This window comes from Spirillospora sp. NPDC048911, from assembly GCF_043198015.1.
GTDB lineage: Bacteria > Actinomycetota > Actinomycetes > Streptosporangiales > Streptosporangiaceae > Spirillospora.
Window position 1 is genome coordinate 1,307,617 of sequence record NZ_JBICUD010000001.1, and the last position, 26,808, is coordinate 1,334,424.

Sequence of the window (26,808 nt, forward strand, 5' to 3'; positions counted from 1 at the left end):
CCAAGCAATTGAAGGGATCGCGGTCCGAATGTGCCTGACCGTACATCTCGCTACCCATCCACGATCCTTGCTCTCAGGGAAAAGGAGAACAGCGTGAAAACGCTTAACCGGTTCCTCACCGCGACGACCGCCGCGATGGCGATCGGCGGGACGGTCTTCGTCACCGCGTCGCCCGCCGATGCCGCGAGCCGCAACGGCAAGTGCGAGAGCGGCGAGTTCTGCCTGTACTACAACAGTGGTAACAAGGGTTCGGTCTCGGACTTCACCGGCTCGATTCCCGACTACAAGGCCAAGCAGCCCTCCTGCTACGAGTTCAAGGGTGCTGGCGCCGGCAAGGGCAAGTGCGTCAAGAACGCCGCCGCGTCGGTCTGGAACCGCAGCAAGAAGACCGTCCGGGTCTACTTCAACAGCAACTACGGCGGTCGCTACCAGGACTTCAAGGCGGGTGCCAAGGGCAACCTGAACTCCGGCCTGAAGAACCAGAACGCCTCCCACCAGTTCTCGCCGTCCTCGCGCACGAACATGTCGCGCGGGCTGTACAGGCCCCAGACCGGCCGGATCACCTGCGGCTTCGACGGGTACACCAGCACCCCCGGCCGCCACGAGGGCATCGACCTCGCCCGCGGCATCAACGCGGATGTCCGCGCCCTGGTCGGCGGCAAGATCATCTACCTCGCTCGCGGGCGCACCGGCAGCGGCGGCCTGTCCACGATCTCGATCTACAACGCCTCGCTGAAGAAGACCGTGATCTACCTGCACTCCGCTCCGCGCGCCTCCCTGCGCGTCGGCCAGACGATCAGCAAGGGCCAGATCATCGCCGACGAGTCGTGGCGCGGGGTGTCGAGCCCCTCGGGCGCGCACACCCACGTCGAGATGCGCCTCGGGCGCCAGACCCACGCGGCCAAGAGCGTCGGTGACCGGCACCTGGACAACCCGAACCCGACTGCGTTCTGGAACTCTCAGGGCTATAACGTCCGATAGCCCACCGGTACCCCCCACAGAAGGAAAAAACAACAGTGTCAACACTGACTGCACGGCTGGTCTCGGGGCTCACCGCGACGACCGCCGCGATGGCGGTCGGCGGGGTGGTCCTCGTCACCGCGTCGCCCGCCGAGGCGGCGGCACGCAACGGCAAGTGCGAGAGCGGCGAGTTCTGCCTGTACTACAACAGCGGCAACAAGGGTTCGGTCTCGGACTTCACCGGCTCGATCGCCGACTACAAGGCCAAGCAGCCCTCCTGCTACGAGTTCAAGGGCGCGGGCGCCGGCAAGGGCAAGTGCGTCAAGAACCACGCCGCCTCGGTCTGGAACCGCACCAAGAAGACCGTCACGGTCTACTACAACAGCAACTACGGGGGCAGGTCCCAGTCCTTCAAGGCGGGCGCCAAGGGCAACCTGAACTCCGGGCTGAAGAACCAGAACGCCTCGCACCGGGTGGGTTCCCCGCCGCCGAACACGTGCAAGACGGACGGCACGAACACCAAGCTGCCCTCGTCGATCCTCGTGTACCGGACCGGTCTCAAGCGCGTGGACCGGGTGTCGTTCAAGTACTACGTCAAGAACGTCCTGCCCAACGAGTGGATCACGAGCTGGCCGAGGGAGTCCCTCCGGTCCGGCGCGATGGCCGTCAAGAGCTACGCCTGGTGGTGGGCGCTCCACTCGACGCGCAAGACGTCCTCCGGGCAGTGCTTCGACGTCTACGACAACACCAACAGCCAGGTCTACAGGCCCGGCTCCGCGAAGGCCGTGACCAACGCCGCCGTGGACGCGACGTGGGGCAAGCGGATCAACCGTAACGGGAAGATCTTCATGGCCCAGTACTGCGCGACGACGACCGCGTGCGGCGCGTGGCGCACCGGGGACTGGCTGTCGCAGTACGGTTCCCGCGACAAGGCCAGGGCGGGCTGGGGCTACGCCAGGATCCTCAAGTCCTACTACAGGAACATCACCATCAAGCCCTGACACCCCTGAAAGTCGTCTGGCCCTGCTACACGGACGCTGACAACGGCTCCGGATAGCCCTGGATGGACGGCTCCACCTCAGAGGCCCCTTGCGATCTCCGCAAGGGGCCTCTTTGGTGCCTGCTAGGCGGTTCGGCCATGAACTGCGCAACGTCTGCGTGGCCGCTGGGGGTCGGTTCAGGCCGGCGGCCAGGCGCCTCGTCGCATCAAGTGATCGATGTGGTCGATGAGCTTGCTCTCGCTGCGGAGAAGGCGCTCGCGGTCGAATTCGTCCAGTGGGCTCAGGGGATCGGGAAGTTCCTCTTCGTGAGGCACATGGACCATGGCTCCGGCGTACGTACGGCACGCGGTGCACCAAACCAAGCTGATGCAACGTTCGCTGCCTGGGCTGTATCGGTACACGTGATGACGTAGGGGAACGTTGCACGCCACACAGTGCGGGATGCCGCTGTCCATCGTGGCCCAGTCCAGAGCGGCGGTCTTCTTCCATCGCCACTGCTGAGTGCGTGCTCTTCAATCTGTCATGTCGTCCACTATCCCGCACGCACAAGCCTGACGCGTACGAGGAACCGCGGGGCCGACAAGCCGTGGGCCATCGTGATGGGCTCCTTCAACGGTCAGTATCGAGCCTGGTCGGGCGGCTGATGGCAGGTCACGCGTCCGGTCCTGTCACATCCGGTCGGTTCGGGTCGTCAGTGCAGTAGATCGACGACCTCGGACTGAATCGGAGAGAACCATGACGATCCTGCTCACCGGTGGCACGGGAACGCTGGGCAAGCTTGTGACGCCGCTACTGGCGGACGCAGGCAGCAAGGTGCGGGTGCTGAGCCGGAGCAGTCATGAGGCCAAGGACGGCATCGAGTACGTCAACGGGGACCTGGCGACGGGGGAGGGGCTCGAGGCCGCACTCAGCGGAATCGAGACCATCATCCACTGCGCGGGGAGCGCCAAGGGAGACGAGGACAAGGCACGGAATCTGGTGGAGGCCGCCGCACAGGCCGGTTCCCCGCATGTGGTCTACATCTCCGTTGTCGGCGCCGACCGGCTTCCGGTCGAAAGCGTGATTGACCGGACCATGTTCGGCTATTTCGCAGCCAAGCGGGCTGCGGAGCTGGCCGTTTCAGAGTCGGGCCTGCCATGGACGACGCTTCGGGCCACCCAGTTCCACGACTTCGTCCTGGCGGCGGCCCGGGGAATGGCCAAAATGCCGGTCATCCCGGTGCCGGCGGGGGTGCGGTTCCAGCCCGTCGACGCCAGGGACGTGGCGGCCCGGCTCGTCGAACTGGCACTCGGCGAGCCGTCCGGGCTGGTGCCCGACATCGCGGGGCCGAAGGTGTACGGGATGGACGAGGTCGTCCGCGGCTACCTGGCGGCTGTCGGCAAGCGCCGGCCGATGATGCCGGTCAGGCTGCCCGGCAAGGCCGCCCGCGCCTACCGCGAAGGCGCCAACCTCTCACTCGCCCCCGCCACCGGCCAGCGCACCTGGGAGGACTTCCTCGCAGAGCAGGTGAGCCAGGCCCGGTAACGGACGGTCGAGGGGCGGACGGCAGAGGGGGACGGCCGGGGACAGTCGAGGGGGACGGTCGAGGGGGACGGTCGAGGGGGACGGTCGAGGGGGACGGGAGGCGTGGTTCGGGTCAGCCTTCATCTGGTTCGGGCCGGCGCTCGCGGCGGGGAGTGATCGCGATGACAGCCATGTCGTCGTGATAGCCGTCGCCGACCCAGTCGGACGCCAGCAGCTGGACGTGCTCCACGAGCGTGTCGGGTGTCATCCCGCCGCACCGTGCCAGCTCCTGGCGCAGGCGATCATCACCGAACATCTCGTCGCCCCGTGGTCCGCCCCTGGCCTCGGTGACGCCGTCGGTATGCAGCAGGCAGGTCTCTCCAGGCGCGAGCTCGATGGTGACAGTGTCGGTCGAGACCTGCTCCATGACGCCGATGAGGGTGCCGATCGTCGGCACCTCCTCGACGGTGCCGTCCGGACGGATGATCAACGGCGCCGGATGCCCGGCGCTGGTCAGCCGTACTCGCACCCGTTCACCGTGGCGCCGCACCGAGGCCAGCACCAGCGTGACGAACTTGGTGGGATCGCCGTTCAGCAACATCATCTGGTTCAGCCGGCCGAGGACATCGTGGTGATCGCCGGCCAGTGGCAGCAGCACCTGCAGGGCATTACGGATCTTGCCGGTCAGCACGGCCGCCTGGAGGCCCTTGCCGCACACGTCTCCCAGGACCACCAACGATTCCTGGTCGCCGCGAGTGGCCGGGTACAGGTCGTAGAAGTCGCCGCCGACCCGTTCGCCGCTCCCTGACGGCCGGTATCTGGCGGCCAGCTCGACCCCGTCGAGGTCGCGAGCGCGGGGCGGCAGCAACTCTCGCATGAGGATCTCGGTGATGGACGTCTGCTCGGCGTAGAGGCGCGCGGCCGACATCGCGGTCCCTGCCCGTGCCGCGAACAGCTTCGCGAACGCCTCTTCGCCCTTGGTGTACGCGGCGCGGCCGGATCGCCGCACGAACACCATGGCGCCGACGGGTGTTCCCAAGCCGGGCAACGTCGCCACCACCATCGAGCCTGGCTCGTCCAGCCGGCCGCGTAGGAAACGCTCCGGAACGGCGGTGGGGTCAGTCCAGCGTGACGGCATCGGCGGGGTTCCCTGCAGGGCCTCGGTCAATCCGGGCACCTCGCCGGGATCAATGTCGAGATCCTCACTGACCACGTGCGCGTCGGGGCCGCAGAATACCGCCGTGTATCCGCGGCCGGCCTTGGGCGTCACCATCACTGCGAGATCGGCCAGATGCCGCGCCGCCAAACGCATGGTCGCATTCAGGCAGAGATCGACGTTCAAGGACGAAAGGTCGTTGGAAGCTTCCGCCAGGAATGCGGTACGTTCGCGCTCGATTCGCAACGTATCCGAAGCCGACTGGTGATCCGCGCTCTCGACGAGCCACCAGACGATATTCGGTACGCCCCTATCGGTCCAATGAGTCGGATGTGCCTCAAATGTCCGTTCACCTATCGGCCCCCGTGCGGGGGTGGCAGGGGCCGTCTGATCGGCGTTCACGAGCCGCAGATGGGCTTGGCCGAGCCAGCTCGGTACGGCGTCCACGAGCAGCCCGCCGAGCTCGGCGATGCCGAACAGCGAGCGGGCGGCGTTGTTGAGCTGCCTGATCACGCCGCCGGTGTCGGCGGCCAGCACCGGATAGGGGGCAAGGGCCCAGATCGGGTCGTTCGCCTCGCGGTGGGTGTCCTCGGATCGCATCACGAAAGCGTTCACATCCACAACTCCGTGGAGGGCTCCGTTCTTCAACATCAAGAACGTGGCGCGGGGGAGTTCGGTTCTCACCCTATCCAGCGGAGGTCAATCCTCTTTGCCATTTCCGTCCGGTTTTCCCTGAACTACCATAGATGGATTAACGAGCATCTGCACTGTGGCCACCCGGTCATGCTTCGATAGGCGTCCGTCGTGCTGGGCGGATGGGTCACAGCGGGCCGGCTTCCCTCACCGTCCGGTGATTATCGCGTGCTGTCGCCATGCTCTATTTCGGGCAGAACATTGCTGCATTTAGCGACATCTCGACTGGACACGTACTCCCACAGACCGCGTGCTGCCGCGCAGCATGTGCTCAAGCAAGGCGCGTGCTGGTCGTGAACACGTGCTTCCCAGAGGCGAGCCACTGAGGTGTGTGCTCCCGCGCGTGCGAGCGCAGATGCGGAGCCTGGGATGTGGCGGGGCGCCAGCGTGGGGACGCGACGACGCGATGGCGCGACTGTGTTGAAGTCGCAGCGACGAGACGCGGGAGTGGCGCCCCGCAGCGCTGGTGCGGGGTCGCGAGAGGCGGCGGCGCGAGGCGTGGAGACGCGGTGGGAGGAGGCGCGTGGGCGCGGCGGTGCTGAAGGTGCGGGATGGTGCTTGGAGGACTAGGAGCCGGCCAGGTGCTGGCCGAGGATTGTGAGATGGGTCTCGCGGGCCTTGGCGTGGAGTTCGCGGCCGGCGGCCGTGGGCTGGACGAAGACACCGCGGCGGTCGGCTTCGCAGAGGCCGCGCTCTACCAGGCCATGCTTCTCCAGGCGGGCGACCGTGCGGGAGAGGGCGCTCTGGCTCAGGTACATGTCGGAGGCGAGCTCCTGCATGCGGCACTTCTCGGACTGCAGGCCGATGAGCCGGTCCAGGGCCTCGAACTCGCTCATGGACAGGCCGTGCCGCGCCTGCAGCTCCCGGTCGAGGTGGCAGGCGACCTGGTTGTAGCAGGCCGCGAGGCTCCGCCAGCGGTCGACCAGCTCGGTCTCCGACTTCATGGGCGCATCCTAGGGGATCCCCGGCAGTGGATGCAAACGCATTAAATGCGCCAGAAATTTGTGCTTGGACATTTGATGCGTGTGCATGTACTGTCCTCCGACGTGACTATCACCGAAACGTCTCCCGTCACCACGACGGCCCAAGCGACGGCAACCGCGACCGAGCCTGGCGAACAGCGCTGGACCCCGCGACTGTGGGGCGTCCTGGCGGTGCTGTGCGCCGTGTTGTTCCTTGACGGACTCGACGTGTCGATGGTGGGCGTGGCCCTGCCGTCGATCGGCTCCGAGCTCGGCCTCTCGACCACTTCGCTGCAGTGGATCGTGAACGGCTATGTGCTCGGGTACGGAGGTCTGCTCCTGCTGGGCGGCCGTACGGCGGACCTCCTGGGCAGGCGCCAGATCTTCCTGATCGCGTTGGCCGTGTTCGCCTTGGCGTCGCTCATCGGCGGCCTCGTCGACAACGGCACGCTGCTCATCGTCACCCGTTTCGTCAAGGGCCTGGCGGCCGCGTTCACCGCGCCGACCGCGCTGTCCATTTTGACCACGACCTTCCACGAGGGTCCCGCGCGCAACCGGGCACTGTCGGTGTTCTCGGTGTTCGGCGCCAGCGGCTACTCGTCCGGCCTGATCCTCGGCGGTCTGCTCACCAGCTTCGGCTGGCGGTGGACCTTCCTCACCCCGGTTCCCCTCGCGGTGCTCGCCCTGGTGGCCGGCTACTTCCTGATCCCCCGCGACAAGCGCGCCGAGGAGGGCGGCCACGACCTGGTCGGCGCGGTCACCTTGACCGCGGGCATGTTGCTTGCCGTCTACACGGTGGTGTCTGCCCCCGAACGCGGCTGGCTCGACCCGGTGACCATCGGTTCGGTGGCGCTGGCCGCGGCGCTGCTGGGCGCGTTCTTCTACACCGAGAAGAAGGTCGCCCACCCGCTGATCCGCCTGGGCATCCTGAAGGTCGGCACGATCGTGCGGGCCAACCTGAGCGTCGTCGCCCTGATGGGCTCGTACCTCAGCTTCCAGTTCATGATGACGCTCTACCTGCAGGACGTTCTGCACTGGTCGCCGCTGAAGATGGCGATGGCGCTCCTGCCTGCCGGACTCCTGGTCGCCTTCGGCTCCCCGTTCATGGGCCGCCTGATCGACCGGTACGGGACCTCGCCGCTCATCCTGACCGCGATGACGTCGATGTCGCTGGGCTACGTGTGGTTCCTGACGACGGCCGGAAGCGCGCCGCACTACGCGTTCACCGTGCTGCCGACGATGCTGCTGCTGGGTGGTGGCTTCGCGTTCGGGTTCAGCTCGATCATGGCTCAGGCGACGGAGGGGATCGACGACTCCGAGCAGGGTCTGGCCTCCGGCCTCGTGCAGACCGCCATGCAGGTAGGCGCCGCTCTGGTGCTGGCAGTGGTGACCGCTCTGCTCGCCAGCGGTTCCGAGGGCGGGAACGACTTCAACCAGTTCCACCCCGGCATCAACCTCGTCACAGGGGTGGCGCTGGCCGGGCTTCTGTTCAACCTCGTTCCGCTGATCCGGCGTCGCTACCAGCCGCAGCACGCCTGATCGTCCCCATGGCGTGGGCGTCCTCCTACTGACCCGGGAGGACGCCCACGCTTTCTACTTGCTGCGCTTCCAGAAAGCTCGTTTGGTGGTTTTGCCAGGTACCGCGACGAAGTCGGCAAGGGTCTGCAGGACGCGGTCCCAGAGCGTGTCGAGATCCGCGGGGGCGGTCTCGGCTCGTACGACCTGAAGGTCCGCCGCCAACGCTGTAAGGGGCGCGACCAGGTTGCTGTCGGTGCCTCGCCTTTCCAGACGTCGAACGATCGGCTCCAGCTTGGTGAGCAGATCCTTCAAATGTTGTACGTCGCGTTGAGCGCCGACTTGGCGGAGGCGTTGGAGCTCCCCGGCGAGCTCACGACGAGCCTCGGCCAGGACGTCGGATGAACGAGCCCCTCCAGGCCTGCCCGGTCCACCCACACGGCGACGTTCGGACGCCCGTGGAGCTGAGGCCGCAGACTCCGGAACGCTCCCGAAGTCGAGGGAACGTGCATTGCTCCCACGGAAACCGCTGCTCGGAGCAGAGGGAGGCATTGGCGCTGCAGGCGGAACCGGTCCGGCGCCAGGCGGCGCGGGCGTCGCCCCAGGGGCAGGCGGAGGCGGGGCAGCGTAGGCCTGGGGCTGCGCCGTCATCGGAGCGGCCACCGGCATCGAAATCCCTCGGGCCACGTCGGATGCGCTGAACGCGCCAACTCCAGCGTCCCAGCCGTCCGGCATCTCGACCGGCTGGACGACTTGATGGGGCGCCCCTCCGCCTTCGGCCACCACCCGGCTGTCCACTGCCACGAACGCGGTGAACCGGCACAGCACACCGAAGCGCAACGACGTGTCGACGATGCGGCGTTCGAGGTCGTCTCCGCCTTCGACCGCGTACCGGTCCTCCAGGTCGCGCAGGTGCGCGCGGGCCCAGACGGCCGCGGTCGCCGCGTCCTTGGTCACGGTCCCGGCGGCGGTCTGTTCCCAGGGCGCGCCGTCGGCCGTGACGCCTCGTACGGCCAAGGTTCCGGTGGACGGAGCGCCACGGTACCGGCCCGAGATCACCAGGGGCACGCCAGGGAACAACGCACCCAGACGGCGCGGTGCCACCGTGTCCGGGAGGAGTTCGAGGCCCTGGGCATGCAGCGTCAGGTCGGTGGCGACAGGGGCACCGATGCGGTGATGGATGTGCTCCATCGCCTCGTCCAGCCGGTCCTCGGATTCGACGAGCTCGCACCGGCCTTCACCGTCGGCGGCCAGGCGGCGCAGGAAACCGGCGTTCACCGCCCTGTCGATGCCGACCGTGTGAACACGGACGCCGCGCAGGCGCGGTGTGAGTCGCGCAAGGATCTGATCCTCGTTGCCGACTTGGCCGTCCGTGATGAGCACGACCACACGGTCGTTGGGGGAGTCGGCCAGGAGCGTGCACGCCTCCTCCAAGGGCGACAACATCTGCGTGCCGCCGCGTGCCTCGACCGCGGCCAGATGCTCGACCGCGCGGAACCGGTTGCGGTCGGTCGCGGCGGACAGCCCGGCGTCCAGGTCCCGAGGCCGTTCGATGACGTTGTCGAACGAGAGCACCGCGAAGCGGTCGGCCGCGGTGAGCGTGTCGACGATCCGCGCCGCCGCCCGCCGCGCCGCGATCATCTTCCAGCCGTGCATGCTGCCTGAACGATCGAGGATGAGGACGACGTCACGAGGACGGGTGCCGCGCCGGGACGCGCCTGACGGCAACACGGTCAGCGTGAACGTGCCCTCCTCCGTGCCCTCCTCCGTGGCCTTCTCCGTGCCCTTCCTCGTGTCAGATTCGCCTTCGTCGGGAGTGAGGGAGAGTGCCACCGCCTCGTCCTCGTCGTCTTGCGGCGCGTAGGCGAGGCGCAGGATGAAGTCTCTGTTGAGGCGCTCGCCAGGCTGAAGGCGGACGGTCGTACGGCCACCCTTGGCGTTTCCCCCGGTTTGAGCGTCGGCCTCGATTTCGTCGTCCTGCCTGGTCTCGGCGACGACGTGCAGGGCGGAACGGATCTCGGCCAGCGGAAGCCCTGCCGGATCGATGTCCGCGGTGACCGACAGACGCACCGGGTTGGGAAAGCCCGGCAACAGGACCGGCGGGCTGATCCGCGAGGCGTCCGGCACGGCGTCGGTGTCGGGCGAGACGCCGTCGCCGGCGGGCGCGTCGTCCAACGGCGCGCCGGGAATGAACCGCGGGGCGACCACGAGCGGGAAACGGAAGGTCGCGGCGTCGTCCTCGTACGGCAGCGGCTGGTTGAGGGTCACGCGGATCGTCACGCGTTCGCCGGGGAGGATGTTGCCGACCCGCATGGTGAAGATGTCGGGGCGCTCCTCTTCGGCGATCGCGGCGCGCTTGCCGGCGGCGATCGCCTCGTCGTAGTCCTGCCTGGCCTGGCCGCGTTCCTTGAGCAGGCCGTCGATCACCCGGTCGGCCGCCTCCATGCGCATCGCGGTCACGGCAGCGCGATCCGGCAGCGGGAAGATGTACGTGGCTTCCAGCGGTACATCGAACGGGTTGCGGAACCCCTGCACGACCTCGACGCCGGCGGCCAGGCCGGTGATGGCGGCGTGCACGTCGACGGAGTCGAGCGGCAGGTTCCCCTTGTCGGTGGCGAGCGCGCCGAGTCCGCCGTCAGGTGCCGGGGGCGGCGCTACGGGGTCGGGCAGCGGTGTGATGTGCACGGTCACGAGGAGCTCCCGGAGTTGACGGCGGACTGGGAATCGGGGTCGGTCCCGATGAGGCCGCGACGCCAGAGCTCGTCCAGCAGCGGCCGGGCCGCGGTCTCGATCGCGGCAAGGTCTTCTTCGTTCAGCGACGGAACGTTCAAGAGCAGAGTGAGGTCAGGCGTCAGCCGTACCCCCTGCACCAGCTGCCCGGCCGTAACTCTTGCGACCGCTCCCGCTTCTGTGGAGGCTGCCCCCGCCCCTGCCGCGGCCTCCGCGTCCGTGACTGCCGCGGCCTTCGCAGTGGGCTCTGCCTCTGTGGAGGCTCTCGCTGCTACAGCGGGTGCGGCCTCGGCAGGTGAGGTGGTGGCTGCTCCTGCGGGGCCGTTGTCGGCGGCAGGTGAGGTGGTGGCTGCGGCATGGGGACGGGTGGTCCAGAAGCGGTCACGGGACGGGTTCGCCGGGAGCGGGTCTGCTGCGGGCAGTGTCGTGGCGATGGGCTCAGGGAGCCGGGCGATCTCGTTGAGAGTCGCGTCGGTGGCGCCGGTGAGCTCGGCCTGGATGTCGGCGATCGATTGGCCCGCGGCCTGGCGGCGCTTGACCGCGACGAGCTGCAGGAGATGGCGGGGCCCGTAGAGCGCGGTGCGGCCGCGGCGGCCCAGGGGCGGGTCGACCAGGCCGATCGTGGTGTACCAGCGGATCAGCCGCTCGTTGGGCAGGTCGCGCACCCGGCCGTTGGCCCGCGGGGAGCCGTCGGCGGCGAGGGCCGCGACGGCGCGGTCCGCCAGCTCGGTGATGGTCCAGGTGCTCTCCATGGAGCCGATAATGACACTGTAATAATGACAGTGTCAACACCAAATGATGATCATGGACTTCACCGCGCGCCGGCATCAAGAAGGTCAAAGTCCTTGAACTCGCGACGTCAGGGGCCCACGCTGGCGACTTGGGCAGCCCTGGAAGGCTGGCGGAGAAGGGGCGTTCAGGGTGCGGATGAGCGGTGTCGACCCGTCCAGCGCCGGAGCCTCTGCCTGGTCGCGCTACCGCGTGCTCGCCGCGGAGCACCGGCAGCAACGGCTCCTGCTTCGCGGCGCCCTCGCTTGCGGCCTCGGGGTCGTCGTGGCCGGGGTCAGCGTGTGGTGGGCCGGGCCGGGTGCCGCGATGGCCGCGTTCGCGGCGTTCACCATGTACGAACGCGCCCGGCCGAGCCCGGCGACCAGCTGGCGGCAGGGCGCGATGGCCGAGCGCCGGACGGGACGAAGCCTGGCGAAGCTCGATCCGGCCGGTTTCCATGTTCTGCATGACCGGGCGCTGCCGAACATGCCCACGACCAACCTCGACCATCTGGTCATCGGCATCACCGGTGTGTACGCCATAGCCAGCCGGCGGTGGCGCTGGGGTCTGCGGTTGCGTTCCGAGGGGCGGCGGTTGTGGATTGGCAATAGACCCGCGGGCGACCTCGCGGGTGCCGCCTCCCGAGCCGCCCGTACAGTCGCCGATTTGCTTTCATTGGAGCTCGACCACGAGGTGCCGGTGAGCCCGATGGTCTCCGTCCATGGGGCGAAAGTGCCGCAGGGCGGGTTGCGTCATGGCGGAGTGCTGTTCGCCGCCGCCCGCCCGCTGCCGAACATGATCGCGGCTCGGCCCGTGGTGTTCACGAGCGCGCAGGTGGCGACCGTTGCGGCCGCCGCCGAACGGGTGCTGCCGCCGATGCTGGAAAACCTTTTCCGTAAGTGATAACACCGAATATCGGACAAGACGTACTACCTGTATAAATGCCATTATCCCTGTCATTTCTGAACGGAATGGTGGATTGCGATGAGCGGCGCCGTGGCGCATTGCGGCCAAAAAAGTTCGATCCCTCGAAATTGCCGGTGAAGATTCTGACGAACCTTTACTTTCGGAAGCATGAATGACCACCTCCTGGTCGACGCGCTGCGATCACGAGACTCCGGCGCCTCGGCCGCGCTGTACGAGGCGTACGCCGACCGGCTCTACGCGTACTGCTGGTTCCAGTTGCGCGGCCGCGACGCCGCGCAGGTGGCGCTGCGCGACACGTTCATCGTGGCGGAGGCGCACATCGACAAGCTGCGCGACCCGGACCGGTTCGGGCCGTGGCTGTACGCGATCGCGCGGCTGGAGTGCGAGCGCCGGATGCCGTACGGCGGCCAGCCGCCGGACCTGCCGGTCGCCAGCCACGACCAGGAGGACGTCGATCAGCGGATCATGGCGTGGCAGGCCGTGCTGGGGCTGGCGCCGCTGAGCCGCGAGCTCCTGGAGCTGCGCGTCCGGCACCAGCTCTCGGTGCCGGATCTGGCCGCCGTCTTCGATCTGCCCGTCAAAGAGGCCCAGGGGGCGCTCGACCGCGCGCACGCCGAGCTGGAGATGGCGCTGACCGCGGAGATCATGGCGCATCAGGGACCCTACGGCTGTACCGAACGCGGCGTGATCCTCCGGGACCGCCGTGGCGAGATGGAGCACGACCTCCGCCTCCGGCTGCTGCGTCACGCGGAGGAATGCCCGTTGTGCGGGGCGTTCCGGCCGCGGACCGTCTCCGCCGCCAAGGTGTACGGGCTGCTGCCGCAGGCCGAACCGCCGGAGGCGCTTCGTCTGCGCGTCATGAGCTGCTTCCTCGACCCCGAACTCGTGGGCTACCGGTTGTTCGTGGCGACACGGGTCGTGGAGTTTTCGCCAGGCGGCTTCCCTGTTCAGCCGCATCGCCTCGTCCTGCCGCGACGGCCCACTCTTTCGCGTGGCAGTGCCTTGCCCTGGCGGAACGGCAGCCGTCGCTCGGACGCGCGCCGGGTCCCATTGGCCGGGGCATTCGTGGGCTTTGCACGTGACGGACGTCTGCAAGCATGCCTGGGAGGCTTGGCGGTCGCGGCAGTGGTCGCTCTTCTCCTCGCGGCCGGAGCCGCGGCGTTCAACTGGTTCGTCAGTAGCGACAACGAGCAGACGGAAACGGTCGCGTCGGGGCGTCTGCCGAGTCCTGGTGTGGCCAGGCTCTCGCCTCCTGAAGGATCGTCGCGTCGCCCCTCGGCAAGTCCGGGCCTGGGTGGATTCACTGGTTCGCCTGTGTCGGCCACGTTTCCTCTCGGGGCGCGATACCCGGCAGCTCCGCCCATCGCACTGCCATCACCGCCAGGCACGGAGCACCACTTGCCTCCCGGCGTCGGCACGCTTCCTCCGGGCCCGGCTCCCGCGCCCCACGTCCCCGGCGCGCCGCCGCCCTCACCTGATCCTTCAAGCCCAGGCACGCCACACCCGTCGGCGCCCAGCACTCCACCGTCGACGCCGCCGTCCTCCCCGGCACCGTCCTCCTCCGCCCCTCCTTCGGACCCACCTTCGACCCCGCCGAGCCCCGCCCCGACTACCGCCCCGACCTCCGCGCCGTCGAACCCGCCGGCGAGCAGCGAGCCCCCGCCGCCCCCGGCATCCGACTCGCAGTCGCGGACGTCGGCCACCTCGGGGTCAAGATCCGGACCGCAGCGCTCCGGATGACGGTCGCCTCCTGCCCAAGGTCTCGCGCACGCTCGGCGGCCACGTGTGCGAAATGATCACTGTGGGTACTAACTCCGCAACTCTGCGGCGGACGTTCATCATGATGTCGATCTGAACTACTCTCTGTCGCAGATCACTTGCAGATCGTGATTCGCGGCAGGGGGGCCCGTGATTCCGTCACCGAGCACAGCGCAGCTTCGCCGGAGGGCCTCTACGCATGGGGCGGCGCTTCGTCTGATGGCCGTGTCGTCCGGCATCGCGTTGACTGTCGCGGGTCTCACCGTGTCCGTACAGGCGTCCGTGCCGGCCCATGCGAAGCCCGCGCCGAGCGCGCGGGACGTGCGCGACAGCCACCGTGAGGTTCATGAACGGGCCGAGGACGTCGGACGCACCAAGACGATGCTCGCTCAGGCCAACGCTGAGTTGGAACGGCTAGGTGTAGCGGCTGCCGTCGCCGTTGAGCGTTACAACGGCGAGATAGTCAAACTTCAGCAAGCCAAGAAGTCCTACGTCGACACACAGGCTCGCCTGGCGGAGGCGAGCCGGCGTCTGGGTGTGGCACAGGAAGAGATGGCGGCGTTCGCCGCCGAGGCCTACCGCGCTGACACCGGATACAACCCGTGGTCCGCTGCTGTAGCGGGGAACGGCGGCCCCCAGGGCTTCATGGACCGCGCCGGGATGATGGAGATGCTGGCGCGCAAACGTACCGACATCGTCCAGAAGGTCGAAGCGGCCAGAAACGTCGCCGATGTGTTCCGCAGGCAGGCGAGGGTCGCAGTTGACGAGCAGACGGCGGCGGCACGCCGGGCAGAGGACGCGCGAAAAGCCGCGGCCGGCGCCGTGGCGCAGCAGCGCTCAGCTGTCGGCCGCATCGAGGCCGAGAAGCGGCTCTTGGAGCAACGTCTCGGCGCCGCTGAGGAACGTGCCGCGAGCCTGAAAAGGGCCCGTGAGGCCGCGCTGGCCAGGGCGGAGGCACGCCGCGCGCGGATCACCTATGGCGGCGGGCCGGGGCGTGCGGCGATCGCGATGGCGCGGGGATCGGCCCGAGGTTCGCTGGTCGTACGGGCGGCGCTCAAATGGCTCGGCACACCGTACTCGTGGGGTGGCGGGACCTCTGGCGGCCCCAGCTACGGCATCGCCCACGGCGCGGGCACGTTCGGCTTCGACTGCTCTGGGCTGGCGTTGTACGCGTGGTCCAAGGCAGGTGTCCGGCTCGACCACTGGACGGGCACGCAGTGGACGTCAGGCCCTCATGTACCGCTCAGCAATCTCCGTGCCGGAGACCTCGTCTTCTTCGCGAACGACACCTCGAACCCCGACACGATCCACCACGTCGGCATCTACATCGGCCAGGGACGCATGATCGAGGCGCCTTACACCGGCGCCCGGGTACGGATATCCACGATCCACCGCAACGGCCTCATCGGAGCGACCCGTCCTGCAGGCTGACGCGCCCCCGAACGCGAGGCGTTGGCAGGCGGCCGCTCCGTCTGCCGACGTGTTCGCTGGCCGCTCCGTCAATGGACGCGCTCCGTCCGCAAGCGCGTTGGCCGGCTGCCGCTCGGTCTGCTTGCGCGCTCCGTCCGCTGACGTCCCCGAGCCGACGCGCCTCATGCTGATGTGCTGCGGATTGACGCTCCGGACAACGGAACGCTTCCGTACGAGCGTTTCGTACGGAAGCGTTCCGATGTCGGGCCCCGAACGGCGGCGCGGGGAGCAGACCGGCACCGTCCGGTGCGGCAGGTCAGTGCCCGCCGCGCTGCGCGACGTTCTCCGCCTCGCGCTTGATGGAGCGCTCGATCTCGGCCTCGGCCTCGACCCGCCCGACCCAGTTGGCGCCCTCGACGGACTTGCCGGGCTCGAGGTCCTTGTAGACCTCGAAGAAGTGCTGGATCTCCAGGCGGTCGAACTCCGGGACGTGGTGGATGTCCCGCAGGTGCTCGCTGCGCGGGTCGGTCGCGGGGACGCACAGGACCTTGTCGTCACCGCCGGCCTCGTCGGTCATCCGGAACATGCCGACGGCGCGGCACTTGATGAGGCACCCCGGGAACGTCGGCTCCTGCAGGATGACCAGCGCGTCGAGCGGGTCACCGTCCTCGCCGAGCGTGTTCTCGACGAACCCGTAGTCGGCCGGGTACTGCGTGGACGTGAAGAGCATGCGGTCCAGCCGGATGCGGCCGCTCTCGTGGTCCACCTCGTACTTGTTACGGCTGCCCCTTGGGATCTCAATGACGACGTCGAATTCCAAGATGTCCTCCGCTCCCCGCGTGTTCGCAGTGTTTAGGCTTTCGGGAGCCTGTGCGGGCGAAGGCGGCCCCCACAGGGTGGGTGTTCCCATATATAAGGATGTCGCACGTTGGTGAGTGCTGAGTGGGAGAGGGACGGTTACGTGCGCGGAAGGGGCCTCACCGTCGCCGTGATCACACTGTCCCTCCTTAACGTTTTCACTGTCGGTGCGGGCCTCGCCGTGGCGAAACTCACACCTCAGCAGCGGCTTTCCCCGCAGCCGCCGACGATGGCGGGCCGCGAGGCCGTGCTCGCCGCGGCCGGATTGCCAGGCGTGGACATGACTGCCCGCGTCCCGGACGGGGGCGTCCTCGGCACCCGCCTGAACGACGTGATCGGCGGCCCCGGCGAGAAGATCAACGCCGTGGTGATCGACGCGACGACCCGCCGCCTGCTGTTCCAGCAGCGTGCCGACCGTCCCGCCACCCCGGCCTCCACCACCAAGCTGGTGACCTCGGTCGCCGCGCTGGCCGCGCTGGGCCCCGCGCACCGGATCACCACCCGGGCGGTGAAGGGAAGAACCGGGGACAGCGTGGTCTTGGTCGGCGGCGGGGATCCTACCCTGACTGCGCGATCCACCGCGTCACGTCCGAACCAGGGAGACCCGGCGTTCGCGTCGTTCACCGATCTCGCCCAGCAGACCGCGACCGCACTCAAAGCGGCCGGTGTTCGGCGCGTGCGGGTCGATTTCGACATCTCGGCCTATCAGGGGCCTCGAACCGCCGCTAGCTGGAAGCCCAACTATTTGCCGGACGGCGAAGTCGCTCCTGTTTCCGCGTTGACGGTGGACGAAGGGCGCATCTCCCCGGACAAGCCAGGGGAGAACACCCGCGCCGGCAACCCGCCCGCCGCCGCAGCCGCAACGTTCGCCAGGTTGCTGAGCCGGTACGGGGTGAAGGCAGACGCTGGACGCTCAACGCAGGCACCTGCTGAGGCTCAGAACCTCGGTGCCGTGCAGTCGCCCACGCTTGCCGCGCTCGTCGAATATCTGATGACGCACAGCAACAACGACGTGGCCGAGGCCGTTCTGCGCCAGGTGGCCATCAAGCGTGGCCGGCCCGTTACGTTCGCGGGTGGAGCGCAAGCCGTGCGCGAGGTCCTGGCCGGGCTGGGCGTCGCCGACGGAGTGCTGACCAATGACGGCAGCGGCCTTTCGCCGCGCAACCAGATCACGCCGCTCGCCCTCGCCCGCATCGCCGCCCTGGCCGCGTCCCCCGAACGTCCAGATCTGCGCGCCGCGATCACAGGCATGCCGGTCGCAGGCTTTTCCGGGACGCTCAGCCCGCCCCGCTACACACGCCCCGGCAGCGAGGCCGGAGCCGGGATGGTCCGCGCCAAGACCGGCACCCTCTCTGGAGTCAGCACCCTCGCCGGTGTCGCCTATGACGCCGACGGACGCCTGCTGGCCTTCGCCTTCATGGCCGGTGACGGCAAGGGTTCCGTCGACCCCGGCAAGCTCGACCGCCTGGCCGGCACCCTAGCCGCCTGCGGCTGCTGACACCCGTCAGAGCCTCTGCCGCCGTCTGCTCGCGCCTGTGACGAACGCCCGTCCACGTCCCGACCGGATGCCCGTCCACGTCCCGGCCGGACGCCCGCCTTCGTGGGCTCGGCAGCCTCGGATCACGTGTGGAAAAGGCCCTGCGGGAGATAACCAAAACGGTTGTTCGTTGAACGAATGTGCAGGGGCGCCCGGGCGCCGTGTCGAAACGTACGGTGGAGTATATGAGCGCCTCAATGATCGACTGGAACGTGGCCGTGCAGACGGGGATCCGGCTTGTCCGGCCGGGTCCGCAGGTCAGCCACGAAGAGGCCCGCAAGGTCGTCGACGAGCTCCGCGAGCTGTCCGGGCTCGCGCAGGGGCACGTCCTCGAGTTCACGGGCATCCAGGCAGAGCAGGACCCCGCGCCGGCCACCATCGTGGACCGTCCGGGCTGGATCCGGGCCAATGTGGACGGCTTCAAGGTGGTGCTCGAACCGCTGATGGAGCAGATGCAGGAGCGGCGCGGCACCGGGTTGCTGAGCGGCGGCCCGGGCGGCGTGATGGTCCAGGCCGTCGGCTCGCGCGTGACCGGGATGCAGGTCGGCGCCATCCTTTCGTACATGGCCAGCCGCGTGCTGGGGCAGTACGAGCTGTTCCTGCCGCCGGACCCCTCGGGCCGCGCGCCGACCGGACGTCTCACGCTTGTCGCGCCCAACATCGTCCACGTCGAGCAGGAGCTCGGCGTGGACCCGCGCGACTTCCGGCTCTGGGTGTGCCTCCACGAGGAGACGCACCGTACGCAGTTCACGGGCGTGCCGTGGTTGCGCGAGTACGTCCAGGACCAGATGACCAAGTTCCTGCTCGCGTCCGACCTGGACCCCGGCGCGATGCTCGACCGGCTCCGGGACGCGGCGGAGGCGGTCGCCGACGCCGTCCGCGGCGGCGAGTCCAGCCTGATCGACGCGATCCAGTCGCCCGAACAGCGCGAGATCCTGGACCGCCTCACCGCCGTCATGACCCTCGTCGAGGGACATGGCGACTACGTGATGGACGCGGTCGGGCCTGAGGTCGTGCCGTCGGTGCAGCAGATCCGCTCCCGATTCCAGGGGCGGCGTGACGGCGGCTCGCGGATGGACAAGACGATCCGCCGCGTCCTCGGGATCGACCTCAAGATGAAGCAGTACGCGGAGGGTTCGCGCTTCGTCCGCCGCGTCGTCACCGAGGTCGGCATGGACGGCTTCAACAAGATCTGGCAGTCCCCGGAGACGCTGCCGACCCACGATGAGATCAAGGAACCGGCCGCCTGGATGAACCGCGTCATCGGCCCCCGCGAGCTCGACGCCCCGCCCACGGCCAACGAGGCCTGACCACCGCCCGACGCGCGACGCACGGCTGCCGCCCGTTGCTAAGCCGCGCGATGCCTGACCGTCGCCCGCCCGGTGCGCGGTGCCTGGCCGTCGCCTGCCTGGCGGGTGGTGCTCGAGTGCTGCCCGCCGTCTGGCGTGCGGGAACGGCTGCCGGGCAGCGCGCCTCGCGGCTCTGTCGGTGGCGCGTGGTTTCGTTGACCTGCGGCACTCCTGCCGCAGGTTGACGAGGGAGGGAGCCCATGGGGCCCGATCCGGCCGTGGCAGCGGTGCGGGTGGCGGTCCGGCAGGCGCTCGACGCCGTCGCGCCGGGCGCTCTGGTGCTGGTGGCCTGCAGCGGCGGCGCCGACTCGCTGGCGCTGGCCGCGGCGCTCGCGTTCGAGGCCCCGCGCAACGACCGCCGGGCCGGTGGGGTGACGATCGACCATGGCCTGCAAGAGGGCTCGGACGAACGTGCGCTGCGTCTCGTGCGGATCATGGCTGACCTCGGGCTCGATCCAGCCGGGTCGGTCGCCGTGACAGTCGGCCGGGAGGGCGGCCCGGAGAACGCCGCGCGCGAGTCGAGATACGCCGCCCTGGACAAGGCCGCCGCTCGCCTGGGCGCTGCGGCCATCCTCCTAGGGCACACCCGCGACGACCAGGCGGAGACCGTGCTCCTCGGCCTGGCACGCGGCTCCGGCGCCCGTTCCCTTGCCGGGATGGCCTCCGCGTTCGAACGGCCGTCCGGCGCCCGCTACCTCCGTCCGCTGCTGGAAATCGAACGCGCCACCACGCGCCGCGCCTGTGAGGCCCAAAGCCTCGATTCCTGGGACGACCCCCACAACGATGACCCGTCCTACACCCGCGTCCGCGTACGGAACGAGGCGCTGCCGGTCCTGGAGAAGACCCTCGGCCCTGGGGTGACGGACGCCCTGGCGCGTACTGCCCGCATGCTCCGCGACGACGCGGACGCCCTGGAGAGCCTGGCAAATCGCGCCTACCAAGACCTCTTGCAAGTGACGCACCTCACTTCTAGGGACGCCGAATCTGCGGCGAAGGACGAACCGGCGTCCGGGGGGTTGGCGGTCGAGGGGCTCGCGGCGTTGCCTCGGGCGGTCCGGACGCGGGTGTTGCGGATGGCGGCGATCGAGGCGGGAAGCCCACCGGGTACGCTCGCGGCCGTCCATGTCGATGAAGTGGATCGGCTGGTCACGGCCTGGCACGGGCAGCGGCACGTCGATCTTCCGGGGGGCGTACGGGCGTTCCGGCGGTATGGGAAGCTGCTGTTCGGGACGGGTCCCCCGCCACGCGGCGGCGAGCGGTAGGCGCTCTACGCTGCGCGCGAACGGGGCCGTGCCGTGTGCGCGCTCTCACGCAGCGCGTCCGTCTCGATGAGGGTGGGGTTGTGGACGAGAAGGATCTGGGCGCGGACCTGGCGAAGGTGCTCATCCCCGAGGACCAGCTGCAGGCCAAGGTGCGCGAGCTGGCGGCGCAGATCGACGCCGACTACGCCGGCAAGGACCTGCTGGTGGTGGGCGTGCTCAAGGGCGCGGTCATGATCATGGCCGATCTGGCGCGGGCGCTGCACTCGCCCGCCTCCATGGACTGGATGGCGGTGTCGTCGTACGGCTCGGGCACCAAGTCGTCCGGCGTCGTCCGGATCCTCAAGGACCTGGACACCGACATCCTCGACCGGCACGTGCTCATCGTCGAGGACATCATCGACTCGGGGCTGACGCTGTCGTGGCTGGTCAGCAACCTGCGGTCGCGCGGGCCCGCGTCGCTGGAGATCTGCGCGCTGCTGCGCAAGCCGGAGGCGGTCAAGACCGAGATCGACTGCAAGTACCTCGGGTTCGACATCCCGAACGAGTTCGTCGTCGGCTACGGGCTCGACTACGCCGAGAAATACCGCAACCTGCCTTTCGTGGGGACGCTCGCGCCGCACGTGTACGGCGGCGACGGGGCCTGACCGGGAACAAGAGGCCTGCGCGGATCGTTGCAAGGGGCGTTGACGGGTATATCGAATGGATCAGGGGATCGGCGCTGGCTGCGTCCCCTGTGCTGCCGGTGTACCTTCGGTATCCCGGGCCTCGGCCGGGGACACTGCTTGACGAAGGCCGCCCCGGTGGGCGCCGGGCCCCGTTTCGACGGGTCCTGACGCGCACGGAGCCGGTTCACAGACGTTGGTCAGGAGGGACGGGCCCCGGAAGGGGTGACCGGATAAATGGACGTGAAGCGCTACTTTCGCGGGCCGCTGCTGTGGATCCTGCTGTTCGGCCTCTTGATCGCCCTCGTGATGTGGGGGATCAACCCCGGCCGTTCGTACGAGAAGACCGACACTTCCAAGGTGGTCTCGGAGATCCAGAGCGGACAGGTGAAGTCCGCCAAGATCATCGACAAGGACCAGAAGATCGAGGTCACCCTCAAGGACGGCAAGCAGCAGCAGGCCTCCTGGGTCGACGGCCAGGGCATCGAGCTGCAGCGCGCGCTGCAGCAGCAGGCGCAGGCCGGAAGCCTCACGGGTGGCTACAACGTCGAGGTTCCCAAGCAGAGCTTCTTCTTGAGCCTGCTGTTCAGCCTGCTGCCCATCGTGGTCATCGTGCTGATCTTCCTGTTCATCATGAACCAGATGCAGGGCGGCGGCTCTCGCGTGATGAACTTCGGCAAGTCCAAGGCGAAGTTGATCACCAAGGACACGCCGAAGACGACGTTCGCCGACGTCGCGGGCGCGGACGAGGCGCTGGAGGAGCTGGAGGAGATCAAGGACTTCCTCCAGAACCCGGCCAAGTTCCAGTCCATCGGCGCCAAGATCCCCAAGGGCGTGCTGCTCTACGGCCCGCCCGGCACCGGTAAGACCCTGCTGGCGCGCGCCGTCGCGGGCGAGGCCGGGGTGCCGTTCTACTCGATCTCCGGTTCGGACTTCGTCGAGATGTTCGTCGGTGTCGGCGCGTCCCGCGTCCGCGACCTCTTCGAGCAGGCCAAGGCCAACGCCCCCTCGATCATCTTCATCGACGAGATCGACGCCGTCGGCCGGCACCGCGGCGCCGGGCTCGGCGGCGGCCACGACGAGCGCGAGCAGACCCTCAACCAGCTGCTGGTCGAGATGGACGGCTTCGACGTCAAGGGCGGCGTGATCCTGATCGCCGCGACCAACCGCCCCGACATCCTCGACCCGGCGCTGCTGCGCCCGGGCCGCTTCGACCGGCAGGTCACGGTCGACCGTCCCGACCTCGAGGGCCGCAAGGGCATCCTCCGGGTGCACGGCCGCGGCAAGCCGTTCGCCCCGGACGTCGACCTCGACGTGATCGCGCGCCGGACGCCCGGCTTCACCGGCGCCGACCTCGCCAACGTGATCAACGAGGCGGCGCTGCTCACCGCCCGCTTCGACCGCAAGCTGATCGACATGGAGACCCTCGAGGAATCCATCGACCGCGTGATGGCCGGGCCGGAGCGCAAGACCCGCGTCATGTCCGAGAAGGAAAAGAAGATCATCGCCTATCACGAGGGCGGGCACGCTCTGGTGGCGCACGCGCTGCCGAACGCCGACCCCGTGCACAAGGTGACGATCCTGCCGCGCGGCCGGGCCCTGGGCTACACCATGACCCTGCCGATGGAGGACAAGTTCCTCACCACGCGCTCGGAGATGAACGACCAGCTGGCCATGCTGCTCGGTGGCCGCACCGCCGAGGAGCTCGTCTTCCACGAGCCGACCACCGGCGCGGCCAACGACATCGAGAAGGCGACCTCGATCGCCCGCAACATGGTCACCGAGTACGGCATGAGCGAGCGCCTCGGCGCCCGCAAGTTCGGCACCGGCGCCGGCGAGGTCTTCCTCGGCCGCGACGTGGGTCACGAGCGCGACTACTCCGAGGACATCGCCTCCGCGATCGACGACGAGGTCCGCCGCTACATCGAGGGCGCCCACGACACCGCCTGGGAGATCCTGGTCGAGTACCGGGACGTTCTGGACGACCTCGTGGTCAACCTGATGGAGAAGGAGACGCTCTCCAAGGACATGGTGCTGGAGATCTTCGCGCCGATCCAGAAGCGGCCGCACCAGAACTCCTACACCGGCTACGGCAAGCGCCTGCCGTCGGACCGCCCGCCCGTGCTGACGCCCAAGGAACTGGCCCTGATGGGCCCGCAGGACGTCGCCGACCTGACCAAGGGCAACGGCCAGTCCGCCGGCGACCCGGAGCCGGCCATCGACCCGGCGCCTGAGAGCTGACCATCTTGGCTCTTCCGTACGACGAGGACGAAGTCCCGGGGGAACTTCCCCCGGGCTTCGACCATGCCAGGATCGAAAAGGCCGTCCGCGAGATCCTGCTCGCCATCGGTGAAGACCCGGACCGCGACGGACTGCTCGACACGCCCGCACGCGTGGCACGTGCCTACGCCGAGCAGTTCGCCGGTCTCCGCCAGGAGCCCGAGGACGTCCTCAACAAGGTCTTCGAGGCCGACCACGACGAGATGGTCCTGGTCAAGGACATCGAGGTCTACTCGACCTGCGAGCACCACCTGGTGCCCTTCCACGGCCTCGCCCACGTCGGCTACACGCCGAACGCGAACGGCCGGATCACCGGCCTCTCCAAGCTGGCCCGCCTGGTGGACGTCTTCGCCCGCCGCCCCCAGGTCCAGGAACGCCTGACCAGCCAGGTCGCCGACGCCGTCATGCGCATCCTCGAACCCCGCGGCGTCATCGTCGTGGTCGAGGCCGAACACCTCTGCATGACCATGCGGGGCGTCCGCAAGCCCGGCGCCAAGACCGTCACCTCGGCCGTCCGCGGCGACTTCCGCGACCACGCCGAGACCCGCGCCGAAGCCATGGGCCTCATCCTCGGATAGTTGTGATCATCGACCAGCCCGTGCGCAGGCGCGCGACCGGGTCGTGAAGCGGTGTCGTGCTCGCCATCTTGCCGGTTCGGGTCCGAGCCGTCAGGCGAGGTCCCGAGGCCGCGCCAAAAGCACACAGCAATAAGCACGCCGATCAAGGCATAGGGTTGATTGCATGACCACAGCCGGTGTGCCTGGGCTGCCCTCGACGGGGCGGTGCCTCGTCATGGGCGTGGTCAACGTGACCCCCGACTCGTTCTCGGACGGTGGCGCCTGGTTCGATCCGGACAAGGCGATCCGGCATGGGATCGACCTGGTCGCGGAGGGCGCCGACCTCGTGGACGTGGGTGGTGAGTCCACCCGGCCCGGGGCGCAGCGGGTCTCCCGGGAGGAGGAGCTGCGGCGGGTCGTGCCCGTCATCGAGGCGCTGAGCGCCGAGGGCGTGCCGGTCAGCGTCGACACCATGCGGGCCGAGGTGGCCGAGGCGGCGGTGGCCGCGGGGGCGCGGCTCGTGAACGATGTCAGCGGCGGCCTGGCGGATCCCGGCATGGCGCGGGTCGTCGCCGCCACGGGCGTACCGTACGTGGTCATGCACTGGCGCGGGCACAGCCACGCCATGCAGACGCGCGCCGTCTACGAGGACGTCGTCCGCGAGGTGCGGGACGAGTTGCTCGGGCGGGTCGACGCGATCCTGGGCGCCGGGGTCGATCCATCGATGATCGTGCTCGATCCGGGGCTGGGCTTCGCCAAGAGCCCCGAGGCGGGGCACAACTGGCAGTTGATCGCCCGGCTGGACGCGCTGGTCGGCACCGGTTACCCGGTGCTCGTGGGCGCCTCGCGCAAGCGCTTCCTCGGCCGGCTGCTCGCCGCCGAGGACGGGACGCCGCGCTCGTTCACCGACTGCGACGACGCCACCGTGGCGATCACCTCGCTGGTCGCCGCCGCGGGCGCCTGGTGCGTCCGCGTCCATCGCGTACGGCCGAATGCGGACGCCGTGCGCGTCGCCCAGGCCGTGCGTGCCGCATCCGACGACACCGGGAGTCCCGAGCAGTGAGCCCAGCCGAGCTGACCGCCGCCCTTGAGGAGGCCAACGCGGAGTTCTACGCCGCGTTCGAGGCCGGAGACCTGGACCGGATGGCCGCGCTGTGGGCGGACGGCTCCTACGCGCACGCCGTGACCTGCGTGCATCCCGGCTGGCCGATGTTGCGCGGCCGGGAAGAGGTGCTGCGGTCCTGGGCGTTGATCATGGCCAACACGAGTTATATCCAGTTTGTCCTGACCAACGTGGAGGCAGATATCCACGGGAACCAGGCCGTGGTGACCTGTTCGGAGAACATCCTCACCGCCGACGAGGACACCGAGGCCGGTTTCCTCGCAGGTGGGGAGGTCGTGGCGACCAAGGTCTTCGTCCGGGTGGACGGCGGCTGGCGCCTGCTGCTCCACCATGGGTCTCCCATCCTCAACACCGCAGAGGAAGAATGAGTCTCGACCGGATCGAACTGCGCGGGCTGCGGGCCCGGGGGCGGCACGGCTGCCTGCCGGCCGAACGCGAGCTCGGCCAGGAGTTCGTGGTGGACGTGGAACTGGGCCTCGACACCCACCCCGCCGCCGCAGGGGATGATCTATCCCGTACCGTCGACTACGGATCGCTCGCCGGCCGTCTGGTCGCCGTCGTCGAAGGGGAGCCCGTGAACCTCATCGAGACGCTGGCCGACCGGCTGGCCGGGGTCTGCCTGCAAGAGGCCCCTGTGACGGAGGTCGAGATCACCGTTCACAAGCCGAGCGCCCCCGTGCCGTACCCCTTCACGGACGTGGCCGTGAAGATCAGGAGGAGTCGCCCATGACCGCGTCCGACCCCATCCGCCACACCCCCGAACGCACCGCGACCGGTGGCCACATGCTGGTCCAGCACCGTGTCGTGTTCTCCCTAGGCAGCAACCTCGGTGACCGTCTGGACAACATCCAGGAGGCCGTCGACGCGTTGTTCGACGCGCCCGGCCTGACGTTCGTGGCGCTTTCGCCCGTGTACGAGACGAGCCCGTACGCGCCTCCCGGCGTCTCGATCCCCGAGCAGGGCGACTTTCTCAACATCGTGCTGGTGGCCGACACCAGGCTGCCACCGGAGAACCTCCTCGAACGCGTCCTCAACATCGAGAACTCGATGCAGCGAGTACGCGAGGTCCGCTGGGGCCCGCGCACGCTCGACATCGACATCGTCGTGTTCGGCAACGTCACCATGGACGACCCAGACCTGACTCTGCCGCACCCACGCGCGCACGAGCGGGCGTTCGTCCTCGTGCCGTGGGCGGACATCGAGCCGGACGTCCTCCTGCCCGGGCACGGGCGGGTCGGCGATCTGGCCGATGCCCGCCAGTCGGAGGGAGGCCCCTCGGTCGTGCGCCGCCGTGACGATCTGACGCTGCAGCCGCCTGCATGAAACCCACGCGCGTCCCGTTCCTCGCCGGCCTCGTGGTGATCATCACGTTGATCACCTGGGCGGTGCTGCGGACGGCCTACGTCTCCCTGCCGCCGTTGCCGTGGACCGCCGTGCCGACGCTGCTCCTGCTGGCGCTCGGCGAGGCGGTCACCGGCGTCAACACGCTGCGCCGGATCCGCCGCAAGCCGAACACCAAGCCGGTCGAGCCGCTCGTGGTGGCCCGCATGGCCGCGCTCGGCAAGGCGACGGCGCTCGCGGCGGCCGTCCTGGCGGGCGTCTTCGCCGGTTTCGCGCTGAGCCTGACCAACGCCTTGGACAAGCCGACGCCACGGCATGACTTCTTCGTGAGCGGCGGCACGTTCCTGGCCGCCGTGGTGCTGGTCGGCGCCGCGTTCTTCCTGGAGTACGCCTGCCGCGTCCCCAAGGATCCCGACGCGGAGGACCAGGACCGCGGCGCCTCCCACGCTTGAAAGG

Annotated in this window: 23 protein-coding genes; 18 read left to right on the forward strand and 5 right to left on the reverse strand. The window is 68.8% G+C overall.

Annotation, left to right across the window (positions count from 1 at the left end; all coding sequences use genetic code 11):
* Positions 1–93: 93 nt before the first annotated feature.
* The 3 genes from ACGFNU_RS05990 to ACGFNU_RS06000 all read left to right on the forward strand — a co-directional run bounded on the left by ACGFNU_RS05990 (position 94) and on the right by ACGFNU_RS06000 (position 3,485).
* Positions 94–981 carry a peptidase inhibitor family I36 protein gene (locus ACGFNU_RS05990; protein ID WP_392590579.1) on the forward strand — a complete coding sequence of 296 codons (888 nt, stop codon included), beginning with the start codon at positions 94–96 and terminating at the stop codon, positions 979–981.
* Positions 982–1,016: 35 nt separating this feature from the next.
* A complete protein-coding gene (locus ACGFNU_RS05995; protein ID WP_392590580.1) occupies positions 1,017–1,961 on the forward strand; it encodes a peptidase inhibitor family I36 protein in 945 nt (314 codons plus the stop codon).
* Between the two features lie 735 nt (positions 1,962–2,696).
* On the forward strand, positions 2,697–3,485 hold the full coding sequence (locus ACGFNU_RS06000) for an SDR family oxidoreductase (RefSeq protein ID WP_392590582.1): 789 nt from the start codon (positions 2,697–2,699) through the stop codon (positions 3,483–3,485).
* Positions 3,486–3,597: 112 nt separating this feature from the next.
* On the opposite strand, the gene ACGFNU_RS06005 is transcribed toward ACGFNU_RS06000, so the two are convergent.
* Both ACGFNU_RS06005 and ACGFNU_RS06010 read right to left on the reverse strand, forming a co-directional pair.
* Positions 3,598–5,157, reverse strand: coding sequence for a PP2C family protein-serine/threonine phosphatase (locus ACGFNU_RS06005; RefSeq protein WP_392590584.1), 1,560 nt, complete (start codon positions 5,155–5,157; stop codon positions 3,598–3,600).
* A gap of 722 nt (positions 5,158–5,879) precedes the next feature.
* The gene (locus tag ACGFNU_RS06010; RefSeq protein ID WP_392590586.1) at positions 5,880–6,257 is read right to left on the reverse strand and encodes a MarR family winged helix-turn-helix transcriptional regulator; all 378 of its coding nucleotides are present in this window, start codon (positions 6,255–6,257) and stop codon (positions 5,880–5,882) included.
* A gap of 102 nt (positions 6,258–6,359) precedes the next feature.
* On the opposite strand from ACGFNU_RS06010, the gene ACGFNU_RS06015 reads away from it, so the two are divergent.
* Entirely contained in the window at positions 6,360–7,814 is a 1,455-nt protein-coding gene (locus ACGFNU_RS06015) for an MFS transporter (protein WP_392590588.1), read from the forward strand.
* A gap of 54 nt (positions 7,815–7,868) precedes the next feature.
* Here the strand turns inward: ACGFNU_RS06015 and ACGFNU_RS06020 are convergent, their stop codons facing one another.
* Both ACGFNU_RS06020 and ACGFNU_RS06025 read right to left on the reverse strand, forming a co-directional pair.
* Positions 7,869–10,481, reverse strand: coding sequence for a VIT domain-containing protein (locus tag ACGFNU_RS06020; protein WP_392590590.1), 2,613 nt, complete (start codon positions 10,479–10,481; stop codon positions 7,869–7,871).
* Entirely contained in the window at positions 10,478–11,272 is a 795-nt protein-coding gene (locus ACGFNU_RS06025; protein WP_392590592.1) for a MerR family transcriptional regulator, read from the reverse strand. Before ACGFNU_RS06025 ends, ACGFNU_RS06020 begins: the two co-directional genes overlap by 4 nt.
* A gap of 175 nt (positions 11,273–11,447) precedes the next feature.
* Here ACGFNU_RS06025 and ACGFNU_RS06030 point away from each other — a divergent pair, with 175 nt between their 5' ends.
* The 3 genes from ACGFNU_RS06030 (at position 11,448) to ACGFNU_RS06040 (ending at position 15,404) form a co-directional block, all read left to right on the forward strand.
* The gene (locus tag ACGFNU_RS06030) at positions 11,448–12,191 is read left to right on the forward strand and encodes a nuclease-related domain-containing protein (protein ID WP_392590594.1); all 744 of its coding nucleotides are present in this window, start codon (positions 11,448–11,450) and stop codon (positions 12,189–12,191) included.
* Positions 12,192–12,362: 171 nt separating this feature from the next.
* Entirely contained in the window at positions 12,363–13,955 is a 1,593-nt protein-coding gene (locus ACGFNU_RS06035) for an RNA polymerase sigma factor (RefSeq protein ID WP_392590596.1), read from the forward strand.
* Between the two features lie 237 nt (positions 13,956–14,192).
* The gene (locus tag ACGFNU_RS06040) at positions 14,193–15,404 is read left to right on the forward strand and encodes an NlpC/P60 family protein (protein WP_392590598.1); all 1,212 of its coding nucleotides are present in this window, start codon (positions 14,193–14,195) and stop codon (positions 15,402–15,404) included.
* A gap of 295 nt (positions 15,405–15,699) precedes the next feature.
* On the opposite strand, the gene ACGFNU_RS06045 is transcribed toward ACGFNU_RS06040, so the two are convergent.
* Positions 15,700–16,203, reverse strand: a complete 504-nt coding sequence (locus tag ACGFNU_RS06045; RefSeq protein WP_344544104.1) for an inorganic diphosphatase — start codon at positions 16,201–16,203, stop codon at positions 15,700–15,702.
* A gap of 285 nt (positions 16,204–16,488) precedes the next feature.
* Between ACGFNU_RS06045 and dacB the strand changes: the two genes are divergently transcribed.
* The 11 genes from dacB to ACGFNU_RS06100 all read left to right on the forward strand — a co-directional run bounded on the left by dacB (position 16,489) and on the right by ACGFNU_RS06100 (position 26,804).
* Positions 16,489–17,739: a D-alanyl-D-alanine carboxypeptidase/D-alanyl-D-alanine-endopeptidase gene (gene dacB, locus ACGFNU_RS06050; RefSeq protein WP_392590600.1), complete on the forward strand. Its 1,251-nt coding sequence runs from the start codon at positions 16,489–16,491 to the stop codon at positions 17,737–17,739.
* A 236-nt stretch (positions 17,740–17,975) separates the two neighbouring features.
* Complete coding sequence (locus ACGFNU_RS06055; RefSeq protein ID WP_392591015.1) at positions 17,976–19,088, forward strand: zinc-dependent metalloprotease; 1,113 nt, start codon at positions 17,976–17,978, stop codon at positions 19,086–19,088.
* Between the two features lie 239 nt (positions 19,089–19,327).
* Positions 19,328–20,389 carry a tRNA lysidine(34) synthetase TilS gene (tilS, locus tag ACGFNU_RS06060; RefSeq protein WP_392590602.1) on the forward strand — a complete coding sequence of 354 codons (1,062 nt, stop codon included), beginning with the start codon at positions 19,328–19,330 and terminating at the stop codon, positions 20,387–20,389.
* A gap of 80 nt (positions 20,390–20,469) precedes the next feature.
* On the forward strand, positions 20,470–21,033 hold the full coding sequence (gene hpt, locus ACGFNU_RS06065; protein ID WP_392590604.1) for a hypoxanthine phosphoribosyltransferase: 564 nt from the start codon (positions 20,470–20,472) through the stop codon (positions 21,031–21,033).
* Positions 21,034–21,288: 255 nt separating this feature from the next.
* Complete coding sequence (ftsH, locus tag ACGFNU_RS06070; protein ID WP_392590606.1) at positions 21,289–23,292, forward strand: ATP-dependent zinc metalloprotease FtsH; 2,004 nt, start codon at positions 21,289–21,291, stop codon at positions 23,290–23,292.
* Between the two features lie 2 nt (positions 23,293–23,294).
* Positions 23,295–23,909: a GTP cyclohydrolase I FolE gene (gene folE / locus ACGFNU_RS06075; protein ID WP_392591016.1), complete on the forward strand. Its 615-nt coding sequence runs from the start codon at positions 23,295–23,297 to the stop codon at positions 23,907–23,909.
* Between the two features lie 163 nt (positions 23,910–24,072).
* Positions 24,073–24,951 (forward strand): dihydropteroate synthase, encoded by an 879-nt coding sequence (gene folP / locus ACGFNU_RS06080; protein WP_392590608.1) that lies wholly within the window; start codon positions 24,073–24,075, stop codon positions 24,949–24,951.
* Positions 24,948–25,379 (forward strand): nuclear transport factor 2 family protein, encoded by a 432-nt coding sequence (locus ACGFNU_RS06085; RefSeq protein WP_392590610.1) that lies wholly within the window; start codon positions 24,948–24,950, stop codon positions 25,377–25,379. The genes folP and ACGFNU_RS06085 overlap by 4 nt, the downstream gene beginning before the upstream one ends.
* The gene (folB, locus tag ACGFNU_RS06090; RefSeq protein WP_392590612.1) at positions 25,376–25,741 is read left to right on the forward strand and encodes a dihydroneopterin aldolase; all 366 of its coding nucleotides are present in this window, start codon (positions 25,376–25,378) and stop codon (positions 25,739–25,741) included. The genes ACGFNU_RS06085 and folB overlap by 4 nt, the downstream gene beginning before the upstream one ends.
* Positions 25,738–26,334 (forward strand): 2-amino-4-hydroxy-6-hydroxymethyldihydropteridine diphosphokinase, encoded by a 597-nt coding sequence (folK, locus tag ACGFNU_RS06095; protein WP_392590614.1) that lies wholly within the window; start codon positions 25,738–25,740, stop codon positions 26,332–26,334. The genes folB and folK overlap by 4 nt, the downstream gene beginning before the upstream one ends.
* Entirely contained in the window at positions 26,331–26,804 is a 474-nt protein-coding gene (locus tag ACGFNU_RS06100) for a DUF3180 domain-containing protein (protein WP_392590616.1), read from the forward strand. The genes folK and ACGFNU_RS06100 overlap by 4 nt, the downstream gene beginning before the upstream one ends.
* Positions 26,805–26,808 lie beyond the last annotated feature (4 nt).